General features: G+C 63.6%; 19 protein-coding genes. 11 read left to right on the top strand and 8 right to left on the bottom strand.

Annotation, left to right across the window (positions count from 1 at the left end; all coding sequences use genetic code 11):
• Positions 1-74 precede the first annotated feature (74 nt).
• Entirely contained in the window at positions 75-560 is a 486-nt protein-coding gene (locus tag ABEH28_RS10850; RefSeq protein WP_282369874.1) for a Dps family protein, read from the bottom strand.
• Between the two features lie 210 nt (positions 561-770).
• Between ABEH28_RS10850 and ABEH28_RS10845 the strand changes: the two genes are divergently transcribed.
• Positions 771-1718: a VTT domain-containing protein gene (locus ABEH28_RS10845; protein WP_346629907.1), complete on the top strand. Its 948-nt coding sequence runs from the start codon at positions 771-773 to the stop codon at positions 1716-1718.
• A gap of 45 nt (positions 1719-1763) precedes the next feature.
• Here the strand turns inward: ABEH28_RS10845 and hemB are convergent, their stop codons facing one another.
• Positions 1764-2738, bottom strand: coding sequence for a porphobilinogen synthase (gene hemB / locus ABEH28_RS10840; RefSeq protein ID WP_346629906.1), 975 nt, complete (start codon positions 2736-2738; stop codon positions 1764-1766).
• Positions 2739-2959: 221 nt separating this feature from the next.
• On the opposite strand from hemB, the gene ABEH28_RS10835 reads away from it, so the two are divergent.
• Positions 2960-4204, top strand: a complete 1245-nt coding sequence (locus tag ABEH28_RS10835) for an MFS transporter (RefSeq protein WP_282369882.1) — start codon at positions 2960-2962, stop codon at positions 4202-4204.
• A 9-nt stretch (positions 4205-4213) separates the two neighbouring features.
• Here the strand turns inward: ABEH28_RS10835 and ABEH28_RS10830 are convergent, their stop codons facing one another.
• Positions 4214-4747, bottom strand: coding sequence for an N-acetyltransferase family protein (locus tag ABEH28_RS10830; RefSeq protein WP_346629905.1), 534 nt, complete (start codon positions 4745-4747; stop codon positions 4214-4216).
• A 182-nt stretch (positions 4748-4929) separates the two neighbouring features.
• Here ABEH28_RS10830 and ABEH28_RS10825 point away from each other — a divergent pair, with 182 nt between their 5' ends.
• A complete protein-coding gene (locus tag ABEH28_RS10825) occupies positions 4930-5868 on the top strand; it encodes a class I SAM-dependent methyltransferase (protein ID WP_346629904.1) in 939 nt (312 codons plus the stop codon).
• A 205-nt stretch (positions 5869-6073) separates the two neighbouring features.
• On the opposite strand, the gene ABEH28_RS10820 is transcribed toward ABEH28_RS10825, so the two are convergent.
• A complete protein-coding gene (locus ABEH28_RS10820) occupies positions 6074-7693 on the bottom strand; it encodes a methyl-accepting chemotaxis protein (protein ID WP_346629903.1) in 1620 nt (539 codons plus the stop codon).
• A gap of 265 nt (positions 7694-7958) precedes the next feature.
• Complete coding sequence (locus ABEH28_RS10815) at positions 7959-8795, bottom strand: IclR family transcriptional regulator (protein ID WP_346629902.1); 837 nt, start codon at positions 8793-8795, stop codon at positions 7959-7961.
• Between the two features lie 246 nt (positions 8796-9041).
• Here ABEH28_RS10815 and ABEH28_RS10810 point away from each other — a divergent pair, with 246 nt between their 5' ends.
• Genes ABEH28_RS10810 through ABEH28_RS10780 form a run of 7 tightly spaced genes read left to right on the top strand, consistent with a single transcriptional unit; the run spans position 9042 to position 15677 of the window.
• The gene (locus tag ABEH28_RS10810) at positions 9042-10070 is read left to right on the top strand and encodes an ABC transporter ATP-binding protein (RefSeq protein ID WP_346629901.1); all 1029 of its coding nucleotides are present in this window, start codon (positions 9042-9044) and stop codon (positions 10068-10070) included.
• Positions 10067-10930: an ABC transporter permease gene (locus ABEH28_RS10805; protein WP_346629900.1), complete on the top strand. Its 864-nt coding sequence runs from the start codon at positions 10067-10069 to the stop codon at positions 10928-10930. The genes ABEH28_RS10810 and ABEH28_RS10805 overlap by 4 nt, the downstream gene beginning before the upstream one ends.
• Positions 10931-10933: 3 nt before the next feature.
• Positions 10934-11728, top strand: a complete 795-nt coding sequence (locus ABEH28_RS10800) for an ABC transporter permease (RefSeq protein WP_122535809.1) — start codon at positions 10934-10936, stop codon at positions 11726-11728.
• Positions 11729-11771: 43 nt separating this feature from the next.
• Entirely contained in the window at positions 11772-12062 is a 291-nt protein-coding gene (locus tag ABEH28_RS10795) for a (2Fe-2S)-binding protein (protein ID WP_192171918.1), read from the top strand.
• Positions 12059-13435 (top strand): FAD/NAD(P)-binding oxidoreductase, encoded by a 1377-nt coding sequence (locus ABEH28_RS10790; RefSeq protein WP_346629899.1) that lies wholly within the window; start codon positions 12059-12061, stop codon positions 13433-13435. The genes ABEH28_RS10795 and ABEH28_RS10790 overlap by 4 nt, the downstream gene beginning before the upstream one ends.
• Complete coding sequence (locus tag ABEH28_RS10785) at positions 13432-14628, top strand: FAD-binding oxidoreductase (RefSeq protein WP_346629898.1); 1197 nt, start codon at positions 13432-13434, stop codon at positions 14626-14628. Before ABEH28_RS10790 ends, ABEH28_RS10785 begins: the two co-directional genes overlap by 4 nt.
• Positions 14625-15677 (top strand): ABC transporter substrate-binding protein, encoded by a 1053-nt coding sequence (locus tag ABEH28_RS10780; RefSeq protein WP_346629897.1) that lies wholly within the window; start codon positions 14625-14627, stop codon positions 15675-15677. The genes ABEH28_RS10785 and ABEH28_RS10780 overlap by 4 nt, the downstream gene beginning before the upstream one ends.
• 403 nt (positions 15678-16080) lie before the next feature.
• Here ABEH28_RS10780 and ABEH28_RS10775 read toward each other — a convergent pair whose 3' ends face one another.
• Positions 16081-16617, bottom strand: a complete 537-nt coding sequence (locus tag ABEH28_RS10775) for a GNAT family N-acetyltransferase (RefSeq protein WP_346629896.1) — start codon at positions 16615-16617, stop codon at positions 16081-16083.
• 267 nt (positions 16618-16884) lie between these two features.
• Here ABEH28_RS10775 and ABEH28_RS10770 point away from each other — a divergent pair, with 267 nt between their 5' ends.
• Positions 16885-17736: a CAP domain-containing protein gene (locus ABEH28_RS10770; RefSeq protein ID WP_192171922.1), complete on the top strand. Its 852-nt coding sequence runs from the start codon at positions 16885-16887 to the stop codon at positions 17734-17736.
• A 43-nt stretch (positions 17737-17779) separates the two neighbouring features.
• Here ABEH28_RS10770 and ABEH28_RS10765 read toward each other — a convergent pair whose 3' ends face one another.
• Positions 17780-18379, bottom strand: a complete 600-nt coding sequence (locus ABEH28_RS10765) for a hypothetical protein (protein ID WP_346629895.1) — start codon at positions 18377-18379, stop codon at positions 17780-17782.
• Between the two features lie 147 nt (positions 18380-18526).
• A complete protein-coding gene (gene ugpC / locus ABEH28_RS10760; protein ID WP_346629894.1) occupies positions 18527-19678 on the bottom strand; it encodes a sn-glycerol-3-phosphate ABC transporter ATP-binding protein UgpC in 1152 nt (383 codons plus the stop codon).
• Positions 19679-19709: the final 31 nt, after the last annotated feature.

The raw sequence follows: 19709 nt of genomic DNA, 5'->3' as shown, positions 1-19709 counted from the left end.
ATGTACACCATAAGATTTTCGGTGTCACGCCTGACGCCTTCCCGGCTGAAGCCGGTCCTACATTGAATTGGCTTTCAGGCAACGAACCCGTCACCTTCCAGCAGCGAGCGGAGCATCCACGCCGCTTTTTCGTGGACTTGCATGCGCTGGGTCAGCAGGTCGGCAGTGGGCTCGTCACTGACTTTCTCCAGCAGCGGGAAGAGTTCGCGCGCGGTGCGTACCACTGCCTCCTGCCCTTCGACCAGTTGCTGGATCATGTCGGTCGCAGCGGGCACGCCCGGCTCTTCCTTGATCGACGACAACCGCGCATAGGTGGAATAAGTGCCCGGCGCCGGGAAGCCCAGGGCGCGGATGCGCTCGGCAATGGAGTCCACCGCCGTCGCCAGTTCGGTGTATTGCTCTTCGAACAGCAGGTGCAGCGTGCGGAACATCGGGCCGGTGACGTTCCAGTGAAAGTTGTGGGTTTTCAGGTACAGCACGTAGGTATCGGAAAGCAGTCGCGACAGTCCTTCAACGATCTCTGCACGGTCCTGCTCGTTGATTCCGATTTCAATAGCCATGAATTGCTCCCTAAGGTCTGTTGATTGCTGAGGGGTCGATTCTAGTGGCGACGACCGAGGGACGGAAATCAGCCATGGCAATCGCGGCCATCGACGCGGCCTATGAAGCGTCCTCGGCCCAAGACATTCAGCGTTGACACAAACGGGCGGTTCAGGCGACGTTACGGCCTGCCCTTTTTCGCTCCCTGAACCTTCCAAACAGGCAACGCCATGAACGAACTGCAGCAGCTGAATGAAAGCCACGGGCTGTTGCTGGTGTTCGTCAACGTGCTGCTGGAGCAGATCGGCTTGCCGGTGCCGGCGTACCCGACGCTGATCGTCACCGGGGCGCTGGCCATGCAGAGCAAGCCACTGCTGGGCGCCGGGGTGCTGGTGGCGATGGTCGCCTGCCTGATTGCCGATGGGCTGTGGTACTGGGCCGGCAAGCGTTATGGCGGCGTGCTGCTGAAAACCATCTGCAAGATTTCTCTCTCTCAGGACTCCTGCGTTCGTCAGGGGTTGACCGTCTATGAGCGCGTCGGTCCACGAGCGATGCTGCTGTCGAAATTTCTTCCCGGCGCTGGTGCGCTGGTCACCACCGTGGCCGGCATGAACGCCACGCCGGTCTGGGTGTTCGTGCGCTATTCCCTGGCCGGTTCGTTTATCTGGGCGGGCTCGGCGCTGCTGCTGGGCATGCTCTTCAGTGACGCGCTGATCCCGATGCTCGACTGGTTGAGCGGTTACATACCGATCGCTATCGTCAGCGTGCTGGCGGTGCTGGGGCTGTTCATTGGCTGGAAGTACTTCAAGCGGCGCCGGCTCAAAACGCGCACGGCGCGAGTGCCGCGCATCACCGTTCCCGAGCTGCTGGCCCTGCGCGACACCGACGATGCGCCGGTGGTCATCGACGTGCGACCGAGTTTCCATGCCGCCGTTATCGAAGGCATTCCGGGGGCGGTGTCGATCAGTCTCGAGGAGCCGATAGCCCCGTGGATCGAGCGCCTGGGGGATGTCGACATGGTGTTCTATTGCGCCTGCCCGAATGAGCTGTCGGCGGCATTGCTTGCGGAAAAGCTCCACGCCCACGGCCTGACCCGGGGCAAGGCGCTCATCGGTGGGCTGGATGCCTGGCAGGCGGCGCATGTGCAGCCTGAGGTGTCGGACAGAACGGCGGCGTGACGCCGGGAGCACGCGGCCCCCAGCATCATCTTCTGCACATCGAAATCAGATCCCGCTGAGCGCCAGGTCCATCGCGAAGTACGTGAAGATCAAATCCGCACCCGCGCGCTTGATCGCGCCGAGGGTTTCGCGCACGACGCGGTGTTCGTCGATGGCCCCGGCCTGGGCGCCGAACTTGATCATCGCGTACTCGCCGCTGACCTGATACGCCGCCAGCGGCAGATTCGAGGCTTCGCGGATGTCGCGGATGATGTCCAGGTACGCGCCGGCCGGCTTGACCATCAGCGCATCGGCGCCTTCGGCCTCGTCCAGCAGCGATTCGCGCAGGGCTTCGCGGCGGTTCATCGGGTTCATCTGGTAGGTTTTACGGTCGCCCTTGAGCGCCGAGCCGCCGGCTTCGCGGAACGGACCGTACAGCGCCGAGGCGAACTTTGTCGAATAGGCCATGATCGGCGTCTGGGTGAAACCGGCGGCGTCGAGGGCGGCACGAATCGCCTTCACCTGGCCGTCCATCGCCGCCGACGGGGCAATCACGTCAGCGCCGGCATGGGCCGCCATCACCGCCTGCTTGCCAAGGTTTTCAATGGTCGCGTCGTTGTCGACATGGCCGCCGTGCATCACGCCGCAATGGCCGTGGTCGGTGTACTCGCAGAAGCAGGTGTCGGACATCACGATCATTTCCGGCACGGCGGATTTGATGGTCCGCGAGATCCGCGAGACCAGACCGTTTTCCTGCCAGGTGTCGCTGCCGGTAGCGTCCAGGTGGTGGGAGACGCCGAAAGTCATGACCGACTTGATGCCGGCCCGGGCGTAACGCTCAACCTCCTGCGCCAGCTTCGACTCGGGAATGCGCTGCACGCCGGGCATGCTGTTGATCGGCACGAAGTCGTCGATTTCTTCTTCGACGAAGATCGGCAGCACCAGATCATTGAGGGTGAATTCGCTTTCCTGAAACAGCGAGCGGAAGTTTTCGTTGCTGCGCAGACGGCGTGGACGGGCAGCGGGAAACAGGCTGGACATGGCGGTTCCTGAGTCAAGAATATCCGGAAGATCGCCGGACTCAACACGTCCGGCGATATCAATGGCGCGAAGCTTATGCCTGGGACGGTTTCGATTCAAACGCCCTGACAAGAAAGTCCGTTACGTTAGCCGCAACAGTGCGCAGAACCAAAACAATGGCGCCGGGTCATTTAGCAATGCCGCAGCCGTTTCGCTTGCGCACCGTCAGAGTGAGGCCGACCTTGAGCAACCCATCCGATCAGCGCAATAACCGTTCTCTGGACGGTCTTAACTTCTTTCTGGCGGATGTGCGCGACGGCCTTGGGCCCTATCTCGCGATCTATTTACTGGCTGTCCACAAGTGGGATCCGGCAAGCATCGGGCTGGTGATGACCCTCGCCGGCATCGCCGCGCTGGTCACACAAACCCCGGCGGGTGCGCTGATTGACCGCACCCGCAGCAAGCGGCTGGTGGTCATCGTGGCAGCGTTGCTGGTGACGGCCGGCTGTCTGGTGCTGCCGTTCATTCACTCGTTCACCTGGGTGGCGATCACCCAGAGCATCAGCGCCATTGCCGGCTCCGTGTTTGCCCCCGCCATCGCGGCCATTTCCCTGGGCATCACCGGGCCGAAAGCCTTTACCCGCCGGACCGGGCGCAACGAAACCTGGAACCACGCGGGCAACGCCGTCGCAGCTCTGCTGGCGGGCATCTTTTCATGGATGTTCGGGCCGATTGCCGTGTTCTACCTCATGGCGTTCATGGCCCTGGCGAGCATTGTCGCGGTGGCGTTCGTCGATGCCTCGGCAATTGATCACGACGTAGCCCGAGGCTTTGACCCCAGCCATGACCAGGGGAAGGACCAGCCCAGCGGGTGGGCTGTCCTGCTGCATAACCGGCCGTTATTGGTGTTCGCCATCTGCTGCGGGCTGTTTCACCTGGCCAATGCGGCGATGCTGCCGCTGGTGAGTCAGAAGCTCTCGCAGATCGACGTCAACCTCGCCACGCCGCTGACCTCCGCCTGCATCGTCGCTGCGCAACTGGTGATGGTGCCGGTGGCCTGGCTGGTGGGCGCGAAGGCCGACGTGTGGGGACGCAAGCCCTTGCTGCTGGCGGGTTTCATTTTCCTGCCGCTGCGGGGTGTGCTGTATGTCATGTCCGACAACCCTTACTGGCTGGTGGGTGTGCAGTTGCTCGACGGCATCGGCGCCGGCGCGTTTGGCGCGCTGCTGCCGCTGGTGGTCAAGGACCTGACGCGGGGCACCGGGCGCTTCAATGTCAGTCTCGGTGCCATCTCGACGGTGTTCGGCCTGGGCGCGGCGCTGAGCAACGGCCTGGCCGGGCTGGTCGTGCGCGAGGCAGGCTACAGCGCGGCGTTCCTGACGTTGGCGGCCATTGCGGCGGTGGCGTTTGTGCTGTTGTGGCTGGCGGTGCCGGAAACCGGCGACCGCGTAGCGCAGGATCAACCCGAGGGCGCGCCGGCCACCTGATCGGCAGGGTTAACGGTCGGGGGTCGTGCTTGCGCCCTCCCCCAGTTCGCGCTGCATGATCACCGTGTCGAGCCAGCGGCCGTGCTTGAAGCCGACGGACTCGAACACGCCGACCTGGCGAAAGCCCAGTCGCGTGTGGAGCCGGATAGAGGCGCTGTTCTCGCTGTTGCCAATGATCGCCACCATCTGCCGGCGGCCGGATGCCGTGCAGTGCTGGATGACAGCCGCCAGTAACGCGTGACCAATCCCGAACCCGGCCATGCCCTCGCGCACGTACACCGAATCTTCCACGGTAAAGCGATAGGCCGGGCGCGGCCGGTACGGAGTCGCGTAGGCGTAGCCGACTACTTCACCGTCGCGCTCGGCGAGCAGATAGGGCAAACCGTTGGCGCAGATGTCGGCGCGGCGCTGCAGCATTTGCTCGAGGGTCGGCGGTTCCAGTTCGAAGCTGGCGGTGCCGTGAATCACATGATGGGCGTAGATCGCCTGCACGGCGGGCATATCGGACTCGCGAGCGTCGCGCAGGATCGGTTCGTCGGCCATGGCATTTCCTTTTCCGGATCAGAACGCAGAGAGCGCTGAGCTTGCCCGTGAAGCGATGGGCTGTGCAACCCGGTTAGCCGCGTGTGCCCGAGGGTTTCGCGGCGGACGCAGAGGCGACGAACGCGGCTTCCGCGATTGGTCTAGAATGCCGCCCTTTCCCACTGCCGACCTGCCGCCCACCGATGAATGCCGCCGCCCTCGACCTGCTCGACTCCCACCTTCAGACCGCCCTCGCCGACGCGCCCGCCGAGACCCGCCGGCTGTTTCACGGCCGTGGCCGACGCTGGCCGGGGCTGGAACACCTGACCGTCGACTGGATGCAGGGCGTGGTGCTGGTGTCGCTGTTCAAGGAGCCGGCGGCCGATGAGCTGGAAGCGCTGAAGCAGCGATTGTTCAGGCTGATCGATTCAGCGGCATGGCAGCAATCCCGCGCCCATACGCTGTTGTTGCAGCACCGTTATCTGCCGGACAGCCACACCGAAGCGTTGTTGGGCGAGGTGCTGGAGGAATGGACGCTGACCGAGGGCGGCCTGCGCTATCTTGTGGATTTCGGCAAGAAGCAGAACACCGGGCTGTTCCTCGACATGCGCTATGGCCGCGACTGGGTGCGGGCCAATGCGGCGGGCAAGCGGGTGTTGAACCTGTTTGCCTACACCTGCGGGTTCTCGGTGGCGGCGATCGAGGGCGGCGCGGACTTTGTGGTCAATCTGGACATGTCGCGCGCGGCGCTGAGTCGCGGTCGCGACAACCATCGCCTGAATGGCCATGACCTGAGCAAGGTCACCTTTCTCGGCCACGAGCTGTTCAAATCCTGGGGCAAGGTGAAAAGCACCGGGCCCTATGACCTGGTGATCATCGACCCGCCGTCGTTTCAGAAAGGCAGTTTTCTGCTGACCAAGGATTATCAGCGGGTGCTGCGCAAACTGCCGGAGCTGTTGACGGCAGAAGGCACGGTGCTGGCGTGCATGAACGACCCGTTGCTGGGCGCGGACTTTCTCATCGAAGGCGTGACCCGCGAAGCGCCCGGGTTGCGCTATGTGGAGCGGCTGGAAAACCCGCCGGAATTTGCCGATGCCGAGGAAGGCGGCGGATTGAAAGCGTTGGTGTTTCGCCAGGGCTGAAAGGTGACCGCACGACGCGATCTCAGTAGGAGCCGGCTTGCTGGCGAATGCGTTGGGTCAGGCAATGGTGGTGTGACAGACCCACCGCATTCGCGACCGTCGTAACCTCCGATTGCTCCTACAGTTGATCTGCGTCCGGCCCGGATGGTGAGAACCCGCACGAACCTGTAGGAGCGCGCTTCAGCAGTGACAACGTGGTTGAGCGCTACGCACTCAACCGCGAGATCACGTCATTCAACCCCACCGACAACACATGCAGATCCTGGCTCGCGGTCTGGGTGCGCTGGACGTTGTCCTGGTTGGTGGTGGCGATGGCGGTGATTTCCGTCAGGTTGCGGGAGATGTCTTCGGCGACTGACGTCTGCTCTTCCGCCGCCGTGGCGATCTGACGGTTCATGTCGCGGATGGCTTCCACGGCGCTGGTAATGCGTTCCAGCGAAGAGCCTGCCAGCGCCACCTGATCCACGCTTTCCTGGCTGCGTGCCTGCCCGCTTTCAATCGCCTGGGCAGCATCGACCGCGCCGGTCTGCACCGAGCTGATGATCTGGTTGATTTCCGCCGTCGAGGCCGCCGTGCGCTGGGCCAGCGTGCGCACTTCGTCGGCAACCACCGCAAAACCGCGCCCCGCATCGCCGGCACGGGCCGCTTCGATGGCCGCGTTCAGCGCCAGCAGGTTGGTCTGCTCGGCGATGCCGCGAATCACTTCGAGCACCTTGCCGATCCGCCCGCTGTCGGTTTCCAGACGACGAATGACGTCGGCGGTGTTGCTGATCTCGGTGCGCATCTGGGTGATCGCGGTGATGGTCGCGCCCATGACCTTGCTGCCTTCCTGTGAACTGCGGTCCGCTTCGTCAGCGGCCTGGGCGGCCTGGGCCGCGTGGCGGGCGACTTCCTGGGCAGTGGCGGACATTTCGGTCATCGCCGTCGCCACCTGGTCGGTGCGCTCGAATTGTTCGTGAGTACCCTGGGCCATCAGCGCGGCAATGGCTTTCAGCTCGCCGCCGGCACTGTCCAGGTCAGTGGTGCTGCGCTTGAGGCGGGTGAAGGTGTCGGCGAGGAAATCCCGCAGCGTGTTGGCGGCAACGGCCAGACGCCCCAGCTCATCCTGACGGGTGATGCTGACGCGGTCGCTGAATTTGCCCTGACTCAATTGCGCAACGTATTCAATCAGCAGGCGGATCGGGCCGACGATGTTGCGGTTGACCATCCATAGGGTCAACACGCCCACCAGCAGCGCCGAGGCGAGCATGACCAGCGTGCCGATGAGAATGGTCCGGTCGGCGGTGCTGCTGAGGATTTTCGACTGCTCGTCACTCTGTTTGCGCAGGCCAGTCACCAGGCCGGTCATCTGCTCGCTGGCGGCACGGTCAACGCCTTTAACGGCCATGTCACCGGCGACCGGGTCACCGCCGGCAGCGATGTAAGCGTCACGGCCTTTGCGATAAGCCACGCCTAATGTGCGGTGCTCGGTGCGCAGCGCCTCGACCTGGGTTTTGGTGGCCGGATCCAGCCCGTCCATTGCACTCAGGCTGCCGAGGGTATCCTGCACCTGACGTTCCTGGTCTTCGAATTGCGCCCAGAACTTGTCGCGATCGGCCGGCTGTTTGCCGCGCAGCAATACGTTTTTCCACTCCTGCACTTGAACCTTGAATTGCAGGTTGGCCTGATCGACCAGTTGCGAGGCGTGCAGCGGCCCTTCAAGCAGACCGCGATAGGCGTGCACGTTGCTGGACAGGAACTGGAAACACGCGAGGGCAATCAGCACGACCAGCACGAGGCTGCCGCTGAGCAGCGCGAGGATCTGCAATCTCAGGGATTTCGACATAGGAGGATCTCAAAAGGGAGGACAACCTGCTCCGAGGATCACCCGGAGTTTTTGCGGCTTGCCACATCCCTGTGCCATCGCGTCGGACCGATCCGAAAACGAGGCGCCTACACAGAGTGATTCGACCCCGCGCAGGTCTTCTTGAAGGTCGGCTCGGCAGATCCGACCAACGGCTGAAAAGCGCCAACGGCAAGGGCTCCAGCCCAGTCAAACGGTGGTCGAGACGTGCTGAACGGGATTCAGATGAGTGCGTACCAGCCAGCAATCACTCCCGCTGACCGAACACCTGGGAGGGTCTGCGCAACACCGGGTCGAAGGGGTTGATTTTCTGGCTGATCGCCGCGGCCTCGCGCTTGAGCATGTCCACCACCGTGGGCATGCGGTCGGCACTGAGGCGGTCGCTGATGGTCGCCACACTTAACGCCGCCACTGCCCGGCCATCACGGTCGAGGATCGGCACCGCCAGACCCGCCATGCCTTCCAGCACGCCGGTATTGCGCGCGGCATAGCCGGTACGCCGCACCGTGTCGATTTCCGAGCGCAGCATCACTTCGTCGTACAGATGAAAATCCCGCAGGCGCGGCAGGTTGTAGCGGATCACGGTCTCGCGTTCGTCTTCCGGCAGAAACGCCAGGATCGCCAGACTGCCCTGCCCCACGCCCAGCGCCACGCGGCCGCCGATATCGCCGGTGAAGGTGCGGATCGGGTATGGCCCTTCGCTGCGGTCCAGGCAGACCGCATCGAAACCACTGCGGGCGAGCAGAAACAACGAGTCCCCCAACGAGGCCGACAGGCGCAGCAAGCTCGGCCGCACCACGTCCCGCAGGTTGCCGGACTGCCCGGCGCGCGCGGCCAGGGCGAAGAATTCCAGGCTCAGGCGGTAACGCTTGCTGCGCAGGTCCTGCTCGACCATGCCTTCGTCCATCAGGCTGCGTAGCAAGCGGTGGGTGGTCGGCTGCGACAGGCCGACCTGTTGAGCCAGTTGCGTCACGCGCTCACTGCCATCGGGACACTTGCCCAGCGCCCGCAGCACGGCAAACAGGCGAGAGACCGTACCAACCCCTGTTTCTTTCTCACCGCTCTTCCGCTCAGTGGAATCCATTTCGCTCTGCTCCTCATTTCTTTTCGCTGAATGAATGAATTCAAAAAAACGACTCACTCAATGAAATTGCTCGTTGAGCGCATCCTAGTCTTGGGCCTAGGATCGGTCCACAGGGCGATTTGAATAACAGCGGCAGCCGACACCGATCGAGCGCCAGCGTCCACGGCCACACGCAGCACTTCTCTTCGCATCTGCCCATAAAAAACGCGCGCCTTCGGTGCGCACGAAAAAAGGTGGAACGCAGCCATGGCTTTTCTTGAACTCCAGGCACTGTGCAAACGCTACGGCCCCGTCAATGCCGTCGTGGCCACTGACCTTTCGGTGGAGCAAGGCGAATTCGTCTCCCTGCTCGGCCCCTCCGGCTGCGGCAAAACCACCACCCTGCAAATGATCGCCGGCTTCGTTGATGTCAGCGCCGGACGCATCCTGCTGGATGGCCGCGACATCACCCACGCCAAGCCGGCCAGTCGCGGCCTCGGCGTGGTGTTCCAGTCCTACGCGCTGTTCCCGCACATGACCGTGCGCGACAACGTCGCCTTCGGCCTGAAAATGCGCAAAGTCTCGGGTGCCGACATCGAGCGCCGCGTCTCCCGGGTGCTGGAGCTGGTGCGCCTCACGCCCCATGCCGAACGTTACCCCCGCGAGTTGTCCGGCGGGCAGCGTCAGCGCGTGGCCCTGGCCCGGGCGCTGGTGATCGAGCCGCCGGTATTGCTGCTGGACGAGCCCTTGTCCAACCTCGACGCCAACCTGCGCGAAGAGATGCAGTTCGAAATCCGCCGCATCCAGCGCGAAGTCGGCATCACCACCCTGATGGTCACCCACGACCAGGCCGAAGCGCTGTCCATCAGCGACCGCGTCGTGGTCATGCAGGCCGGGCGCATCACCCAGATCGACGAGCCCTACACCCTTTACGAACACCCGCGCACGCGTTTCATCTCCGGCTTCGTCGGCAAGGCCAATCTGCTGCGCGGTGATCGCGATGCCAGCGGCGCGGCCCAGGTCCGTCATCAGCCCGGCGATGGCGAACTGGTGTTGAGCCTGCGCCCGGAAAAAATCGATCTGGTGCCTGCCGGGACCGGTCGCCTGCAAGGCCGCGTGGTCATGCGCTACTTCCTTGGCAGCCAGTGGCTGTACCGCATCGAAACGCCCATCGGCGAAATCACCGTGGTGCGCCGCAACGATGGCGATGCGCCGATGAACGAAGGCTTCGCGGTGGGGCTGGACTGGCCGTCGGACCTGCTGCGGGTGTTGAGCGTCGACGAGGTGCCGGCATGAGTGTGCTGCGCGACACCGGACGCGGGTATCTGCTGTCGGCCCCGGCCCTGGCGTTGTTCTTCGGCCTGCTGGTGCTGCCATTGGCCTTGACGCTGGTACTGTCGTTCAACGTGTTCGACTACGAAGTCGGAGTCAAAAGCGGTGAATGGACCCTGGCGCAGTACGCCAATCTGCTCACCGATTCGTACTTTTACGAGATCTTCCTGCGCACCTTCTGGATCAGCGCCCTGGTGACCCTGCTCTGTGTGGTCATTGGCGTGCCCGAGGCCTACATCCTCAGCCGCATGGGCACCCCGTGGCGTTCGATTTTCCTGATCCTGATCCTCACGCCGCTGCTGATTTCGGTGGTGGTACGGGCGTTCGGCTGGAGCCTGTTGCTGGGCGCGGACGGTCTGATCAATCAGGCGATCCAGGCCCTCGGCGGGCGTCCGATCAAGATGCTGTACACGCCGTTCGCGGTGATTCTGGCGCTGGTCCACGTGATGCTGCCGTTCATGATCATCCCGGTATGGACCTCGCTGCAGAAACTCGACGCCTCCGCCGAACAGGCCGCGCTGTCCCTTGGCGCGACTCAGGCGCAAGTGATGAGGATGGTGGTGCTGCCCCAGGTCATGCCGGGCGTGCTGTCGGGGACGTTGATCGTCTTTGGCCTGTCCGCCAGTTCGTTTGCCATCCCGGGTCTGCTCGGCGGACGCCGGCTGAAGATGGTCGCCACCGTCGTCTACGACCAATACCTCTCGGAACTCAACTGGCCCATGGGCGCGGCGATTGCCGTGGCGCTGCTGCTGATCAACCTGTTGGTCATGTTGTCGTGGAACCGGCTGGTTGAAGGCCGCTACAAAAAATCCCTGGGGGAATGAGCCATGTCCAAGAACGGTCCTCTGGCCCTGTCGTTTCATGCCCTGGTGGTGATTTTCATGCTCGCGCCGCTGGTGGTGGTCTGCCTGGTGGCCTTCACCCCGGAAAACACCCTGAGCCTGCCGTGGCACGGTTTTTCCCTGCGCTGGTTCAGGGCGGTATTCGAGCGCGCCGACTTCATTCAGTCGTTCTACAACAGCCTGATTCTGGCGGTGGTCGCGGCCACCCTGGCGACGTTGATTGCCGTGCCGGCTGCATTGGCGATCACCCGCTATCGCTTTCCCGGCCGCGACTTTCTCAACGGCCTGTTCCTGTCTCCGATCATCATTCCCCATCTGGTGCTGGGGGTGGCGATGCTGCGTCTGTTCGCGCTGATGGGGGTCAACGGCAGTTTCGTCTGGCTAATGTTCGCCCACGTGGTGGTGATCACGCCGTACGTACTGCGCCTGGTGATCGCCGCTTCCATCGGCATGGACCGCAGCGCCGAGCAAGCGGCTGAATCCCTGGGTGCCAGCCGCTTCACGCTGTTTCGTCTGATCACCCTGCCGATGATCCTGCCCGGCGTGGCCGGTGGCTGGCTGCTGGCGTTCATCAACAGCTTTGACGAGGTCACGCTGTCGATCTTCGTCACCTCGCCCTCGACCCAAACCCTGCCGGTGCGCATGTACGTGTACGCCACCGAATCCATCGACCCGATGATGGCGGCCGTGTCCGCGCTGGTGATTGCGCTGACGGCGGCGACCATGATCATCCTCGATCGGGTGTATGGGCTCGACCGTGTGCTGGTGGGGAGGCACTGATGACTCTTTCATCCATTGACATCTGTCTCAGGGAGCGCGCGCCATGGCATTGCTGAAACGACTGGCCGAACGCGACCGCGCCGTGGTCGCCTTCACCCTCGACGGCCAGCCGGCCAGTGGTTTGCAGGGCGATACCTTGCTCACGGCGGTGCTGACGGCTGAGGATTCATTACGCGGCAGCGACTTCAGCGGCGAACCGCGCGCCGGTTTCTGCCTGATGGGCGCGTGCCAGGACTGCTGGGTGAAACTGGGCGACGGCCGACGGGTGCGGGCTTGCTCGACGCTGCTGGAAGCCGGCGTGTGCGTGAGTCGTGAACCGGGGCGCAACCAATGAGTGCGCCAACCCTTCAGGCCATGAACACCGTCATCGTCGGCGCCGGGCCGGCCGGAATTCGCGCCGCGCAGACACTGCTCGCCCACGGCCTGCGCCCTTGTCTGCTGGATGAAAGCCTGCGTGGCGGCGGTCAGGTCTATCGTCGCCAGCCGGAGAACTTCAAGCGCTCGGCGAAGGCGCTGTACGGTTTCGAAGCAGGCAAAGCCGAGTCGGTTCACGCCACCCTCGATCAGTTGCAGACCGAGATCGACTACCGCCCCGAGACGCTGGTGTGGAACGCCGAAGCACGCACCCTCGACACCCTGCGCAATGGCCGCACGGCGCAGGTGCCGTTCAAGCATTTGATCGTGGCCACCGGCGCCACCGACCGCATCTTGCCGGTGCCGGGCTGGACCTTGCCCGGCGTCTACAGCCTCGGCGCAGCGCAGATCGCGCTGAAGTTTCAGGGCTGCGCCATCGGTCAGCGCGTGGTCTTCGCCGGCAGCGGGCCGCTGTTGTATCTGGTGGCGTATCAGTACGCCAAGGCCGGTGCGACGGTGGCGGCAGTGCTCGACAGCTCGCCCTTATCCGCCCAGACCCGCGCCCTGCCCGCGCTGCTCGGGCAACCGTCGACACTGGCCAAAGGGCTTTATTACCGCGCCTGGCTGACGGCCCACGGCATCCCGGTGCATCAGGGCGTTCATCTGCACGACATTCAGGGCGAGCGGCGGGTCAGCGGGGTCAGCTGGCAACAGGGCAATCAGCGGAAAAACCTCGCCTGTGACGCCGTCGCCTTCGCCCACGCGCTGCGCAGCGAAACCCAATTGGCCGATCTGCTCGGTTGCGACTTCGCCTGGAGCCCGTTGAATCGCGCCTGGCTGCCCACCCGCGACGCTGCCGGGCGCAGCAGTGTCGAGGGGGTTTATCTGGCCGGTGATGGGGCCGGGATCATGGGCGCCGACGCTGCGGAAATGGCCGGCGAACTGGCAGCGCTGACCTTGCTCGGCGACATCGGTTACCGCATCGACCGCGCCCGCAGCATCGAATTGCAGCGGCAACTGGAAGCCATCCAGCGGTTTCGCCAGGGACTGGAAACGGCGTTCCCCTTCCCCGAAGACTGGGCCGCGAAGGCGCCGGACAGCCTGACGGTGTGCCGCTGCGAGGAAGTCAGCGCTGGCGACATCCGTCAGACCGTGGCCGAGGGTCACTGGGAGATCAACCGCGTCAAGGCCATGTGCCGGGTCGGCATGGGCCGCTGCCAGGGGCGCATGTGTGGACTGGCCGCGACGGAAATCGTCGCTCAGGCGTCGGGGCGCGACATCGCCAGCGTCGGACGATTGCGCGGGCAGGCGCCTATCAAGCCGCTGCCGTTTGGCGTGGAGGCAGAACAATGAGCCAGCCCGTTGAAGTGGATGCGGTGATTATTGGCGGCGGGATCGTCGGCGCCTCGGCGGCGCTGTTTCTCGCCCTGAGCGGCAAACGCGTGGCGCTGCTGGAGCGGGACTTTTTCGGCTCTCACTCAAGCGGCGTCAATTATGGCGGCGTGCGCCGTCAGGGCCGGCCGTTGTCGCAGCTGCCGCTGTCCCGGCGCGCCCACGAAATCTGGGGGGACCTGCGCGCATTCATCGGCACTGACGGCGAATACGTGCGCTCGGGGCATCTCAAGCTGGCCCGCAGCGACAAAGACATGGCCGCGCTAGTCGCGTATGAAGAGGCGTCGCGCGGGTTCGGAATGGAGCTGCAGTTGCTCGATCACGGCCAGTTGCGCGCGCGCTTCCCCTGGGCGGGCGATGTGGCGGTGGGCGCTTCGTTGTGCGCCGAGGACGGCCATGCCAATCCGCGCCTCGTCTCCCCCGCGTTTGCCGCTGCCGCACGCCGCGCCGGTGCGCAGACGTTCGAGCAGGCCCAGGTCAGCGAGGTCAGCCATGACGGGCAGTCTTTTCGGGTGAGGACCGCCAGCGGTCTAAGCTTTCGCGCCCCGTGGCTGCTCAATTGCGCCGGTGCCTGGGCGGCTCAACTGGCCCAGCAGTTCGGCGAGCCGGTGCCGATGCGCGCGGGCCACCCGGCGATGCTGGTGACCGAACCGCTGCCGATGTTCATGGACGTCAGCACCGGCGTCGAGGGCGGCGGGATCTATGCGCGACAGGTGGCGCGGGGTAATTGCGTGCTGGGCGGCGGTCAGGGATTTCCGCTGGACCCGGCCACCGCGCGGCCGGGTCAGGCGGCGATTCTGGAGATCCTGCGCAACGCCGTTGAACTGTATCCGCCGCTGGCCGGTGCTCAGGCCATTCGCACCTGGAGCGGCACCGAAGGGTATCTGCCCGACCGCGAACCGGTGCTGGGGGCCAGTTCGACCCAACCCGGTCTGCTGCACGGCTTCGGATTCGCCGGATCGGGCTTTCAGATTGGCCCGGCGGCGGGCGAGGCCTTGGCGCAGATAGTCTGCGTCGGGGCGTCGAACATCGAGCTGAGCCCGTTCTCGATCACACGCTTTCAATCGCAACCGCACACTTCATCGCCCGCCATCGTCGTGCCGTCCGGCACCGATAACGTCATTCCATTGCTCAGAGGAAGGTCGAACCCATGACTCACATGAAACGTGTTGCCGTAACCTGCTTGTCTTGCCTGCCGCTTGCCGTGTTGCTTGCTTCGATGCCCGCACAGGCCGAACCGACGCTGTACCTTGGCATGAACGGCGGCACCATGGAGCGCTTGTACGCCGACAATGTGCTGCCCGCGTTCGAGAAGGCCAACAACGTCAAGGTGGTGATCGTGCCGGGCACGTCCTCGGACATCCTCGCCAAGGCCCAGGCCAGCAAGGACAACCCGCAAATGCACGTGATGTTCCTCGACGACGGCATCATGTACCGCGCCATTTCCATGGGCCTGTGCGGCAAGTTGAACCCGAGCACGAGCCTGGCGGACATTCCGGCCAAGGGCAAGATCAAGGAAGAAGCGGTGGCCGTGAGCCTGGGTGTCACCGGGCTGGCCTACAACACCAAGATGTTCAAGGACAACGGCTGGAGCGCGCCGACGTCCTGGGCCGACATGGCGGACCCTAAGTACAAGGAGAAGCTGGTGTTCCAGTCGCTGGCCTCCTCCACTTTCGGGCTGCACGGTTTTCTGATGTTCAACCGGCTGCAGGGTGGCAACGAAACCAACGTCGAGCCGGGTTTCAAGGCATGGCCGAAGACGGTGGGCCCGAACGTGCTGGAGTACATCGCCAGCTCGGCGAAGATCTCGGAAATGGTTCAGACCGGCGAAGCGGCGCTGTTCCCGCTGACGCCGACCCAGGTGACCGCGCTCAAGCTCAAGGGCGTGCCGGTGGAATACGCGCCGCCGAAGGAAGGCGGCGTGGTCTTGAACGTGGCCGAATGCACCATTGCCAACAACGACCAGCCGGAACTGGCGCAGAAACTCGCGGCCTTCCTGCTGACCCCGGAAGCCCAGGCGCCGGCCCTGGAGATGGGCGACCAGATCCCCTCCAACCCGAAAACCCCGACCACCGACAAGACACGTGGCCAGGTGGAAGCCATGAACAAATACCTGGAAACCGCCGTGACCATCGATTGGGATCAGGTCAACCAGGTCCGCCCGGAATGGAACGCCCGCTGGAGCCGCTCGATCGAGCAGTAGGTGATTAAGGTTGGACCGCGCTCCGGTAGTAGGACCGGCTTCAGCCGGGAAAGCGTCAGTAGGCGCACTGCAAAATGGATGGCGTACACACTGGCCTCTTCCCGGCTAAAGCCAGTCCCACTCATCGACCGCGATCCGGTGTAGGACTGGCTTCAGCCGGGAAGACGTCGGAGGCCATACCGCAAAATAGATGGCGTACACGCTGGCCTCTTCCCGGCTAAAGCCAGTCCCACTCATCGACCGCGATCCAACAGTGGGACCGGCTTCAGCCGGGAATGCGTCGGTGGCCACATTGCAAAATGGATGGCGCGCATGCTGGCCTCTTCCCGGCTAAAGCCAGTCCCACTAATCAACCGCGATCCGATAGTAGGAAATCGACCGCGATCCAACAGTGGCACCGGCTTCAGCCGGTCTCTGACCCTGAACGTCTTAAATCACACCACATATGCACCTTCGACACGTACTGCTCCCCCACCGCCACCGCATACGGCTCGACCCCGAACGCCTCAAACCCCATCCGTTCATACAAGTCCTGGGCACCGCGGTTGCCGTCGGTCACCGTCAACTGGACGAGCAACAGCTGCGGCACGCTCTGCGCATAGGCCAACACGCTGCCAACCAGATCATGCCCGACACCTTTCCCCCGATGGGCGTGGGGAACGTACATCCCGAAGAGCGAGGATTTGTGGCGAGCTTTCTTTCTGGTTTCAATTGAAAGGCCGGCAACCCCCAGCAGTCTCCCTGCTTCAACAGCGCCGAACACCACCTCTGTCGCATCAGGCCCGACCACGAGCCGTTTCTCCCACCAACTGATCGCCAAGGCTTCGCGCTCGCCGAAGTCGGACGTGAACGCATCAGGATGGAGGGCGTAGGCTTCAAGCATCAGGGCTCGATAAGCCGAGGCATATTCCGGGGTCAGTCGCTGAATGGTCGTGGTCATCGAAGTCACACTGCAGGTCGAGCGCTGATTATGTGGCTCAGCCTGCGTGACGACCACCGCTGGGGCGCAGAATAAACAAACACCCTCTCCCTTCGCGCCCGTTCGGTCACGCATCGGCGTGCAGCACGCGGCGAAACACCGGGTTTTCACGCCAGCTATTGCAAAAACCCTGCTCATCGCTGCAACCTCCACGGTTTGTGCGGCTCAGACTATTTCGCGACAGGTAAAATCGCGCACCGTGGGCGCGTCAGTTCGAGGGAGATTTCCATGCGTTTCAGATCATTCATCCAGTGTCTCGCTGTTGTGCCCCTGGCGCTGCTGATGGCAGGGACGGCCGTCGCCAGCGAAGAAACGCAACTGATCCAGTCAATCAATACATACCGCAGCCAGGCCCAGCCTTGCGCCAATGTGGCGTCGACCGAGCTGCCGCCGCTGAACAGCGACCCGCGCCTGAACCTGCCCGCCAGTGGCACGGTGGATCTGCAGCCGATGCTGGCCCGGGCGTCGTATCCGATGGTCAGCGTCCAGGCCATCACTCTCTCGGGCCCGCGCGACGCGCAAGCGGCCATGGCGGCAATTCAGGAAAGTTTTTGTCAGGTGGTGCTCAATCCGCAGTTCGTCGACATCGGCGTCAGCCGCAACGACAGAGACTGGCGCATCGTGCTGGCGCGTCCACTGCTGGCGGGCGGACTGGGTAACGCGCAGGCCGAGGGCCAGAAGCTGCTGGGGCTGATCAATGAAGCGCGCAAGCAACCTCAGCAATGTGGCACTCAGTCGTTTTCCGCTGCCGCGCCGCTGGTGTGGAACGACACGTTGATGAGCGCAGCCGAAAGCCATTCGCGCTCCATGGCCAACAACAACTATTTTGATCACAAGGGTCGCAACGGCGGGACGCCGGGGGACCGTGCAGAGCTGGCCGGGTATATCGGGCAGCAGATCGGCGAGAACATTGCCGCCGGGCAGGACAACGCGCGCAAGGTGGTCGAAGGCTGGCTTGCCAGCCCCGGCCATTGCGCCAACCTCATGAACCCGCAGTTTCATGACCTCGGCGCTGCCTACGCCACCGACCCGAAGAGCGACGCCGGCATTTACTGGACGGCGCTGTTCGGGGTGCAGTGACGCGGGTCGCTAGTGCGAGCCGCCTTGGCAAGCGGCTCTGCGATCAGAGGCCGTCAGCGGCGTGCAACGTGCGCAGTTCAACGTCCGCCGCGCTTTTCTTCTGCCAGACCGGCCAGTACTCAACCCGCTTGGACTCGACCGAGCTCTTGTTGCTCTCGAACCAGCTCAGGGATTTAGGCGAGTTGGTCATCAGCTTGGTGTCGGCGATCCAGTCCTTGAAATCGCTGGACTGCGAGCTGTATTCCGCTTTCGGATCGCGGGCGACCGGCCACGGCGAGAAGCGCGCTTTCCACATGCCCATGCGCGGGATGACCATCGAATAGTAGGTCTTGCCCGGGGCCAGGTCGGCTTCCAGGAAGTCCGCCGCTTCGGAGACCACCATGAAGGTGTGGTGGCCCGGCGTCGTCGGGTAGGCAACCTTGGTGCCGTTGGCCAGGATGCCGATGAACTGGGTCTTGCCGCCGGTCACGTCATACACGGACGCATCGATGGCCTTGGCCATGAACGCGCTGCGCATGAAGACGACCTGTGCGCCGTCCTGAGGGCTGGCTTCGATGACTGGGTTGTCGGCGGGTTTCATCATGGACGAACAGCCGGTCAGCACCAGTGTGCCAACCAACGCCAGAATGTGGGTAATGCGCATTTACAGCTCCTTGGGAAAAATATCCGGCCCGAAAACGGATCGGGCCCGGGGCTGTATCGGCGCTGACACCTTTCTCTTGAATGAAAAAAACACCGCGAGGGCTCTGGAACGGGCGTCCCAAGACGTTTTGATCGAAGCGCAGGCCGCTTATCCCGCGTGGATCGCCGACGCCGGAACCTGCCCGTCACTCACGTTCGCCTCGGTGTAATGCCGCCGGTGCGCCAGTGCCTGACCCTGTTCATCGAACAGATGGCAACGGTGGCCCTGCACCCCGACGCGCAGCAATTGCCCCGCCTTGACCGCCGACATCCCCTCACCCTTGACCATCAGATCATGGCCATCGTCGGTCTGCGCGTGGGTAAACGTCTCCCCGCCCAGATGCTCGACCACCAGGGTTTTTACCGGAATTTGCGCATCGCCCTCGCCCCGATCCGACAGGTGCTCGGGACGCAGGCCCAGGGTCAACGGGTCGCCCGCTTTTACATGCTCGCCCCTCACCGGAACCCACAACAGCTCGCCACCCGGCAGGCTGACCTGAACGCCTTCGACACTGACGGCCACCGCCGTGACCGGTAGAAAACTCATCTGCGGCGAGCCGATGAAGCCGGCAACGAAACGGTTGCGCGGATGGTGATAAAGCTCCAGCGGCGAACCCACTTGTTCGATGCAACCCTTGTTGAGCACGACGATTTTGTCGGCCAGGGTCATGGCTTCGACCTGGTCATGGGTGACGTAAACCATGGTTGCCTGGAGGTCGGCATGCAGCTTGGCGATCTCGATACGCATCTGCACGCGCAGGGAGGCATCGAGGTTGGAAAGGGGTTCGTCAAACAGAAAGACTTCCGGCTCATGGACAATGGCCCGGCCAATGGCGACGCGCTGACGCTGGCCGCCAGACAATGCCTTGGGCTTGCGGTCGAGCAGCGGTTCGAGCTGCAGGATGCGTGCGGCGTTGCGCACCTTGGCTTCGATCTGGTCCTTGGGGGTCTTTTGCATCTTCAGCCCGAAGGCGATGTTGTCGTAGACCGACATGTGCGGGTACAGCGCGTAGGACTGGAACACCATGGCCACGCCGCGATCGGCCGGCTCCAGGTAGGTCACATCGCGATCGCCGATGCGAATCTGGCCCTGGGTGATGCTCTCCAGGCCCGCGATACAGCGCAGCAGGGTTGACTTGCCGCACCCCGAAGGCCCGACGAACACCACGAACTCGCGGCTCTCGATACTCAGGTGGATGTCATGCAAGACCTTGATCTCGCCATAGGCCTTCTCGACGCCACTCAAACTGAGTTCAGTCAAAATCGTATCCCCTGAATTATTGTTGTTTGGG

The organism is Pseudomonas sp. Ps21-P2 (genome assembly GCF_039672565.1).
Lineage (GTDB): Bacteria > Pseudomonadota > Gammaproteobacteria > Pseudomonadales > Pseudomonadaceae > Aquipseudomonas.
This window is presented reverse-complemented; position numbering and strand designations above follow the sequence as displayed.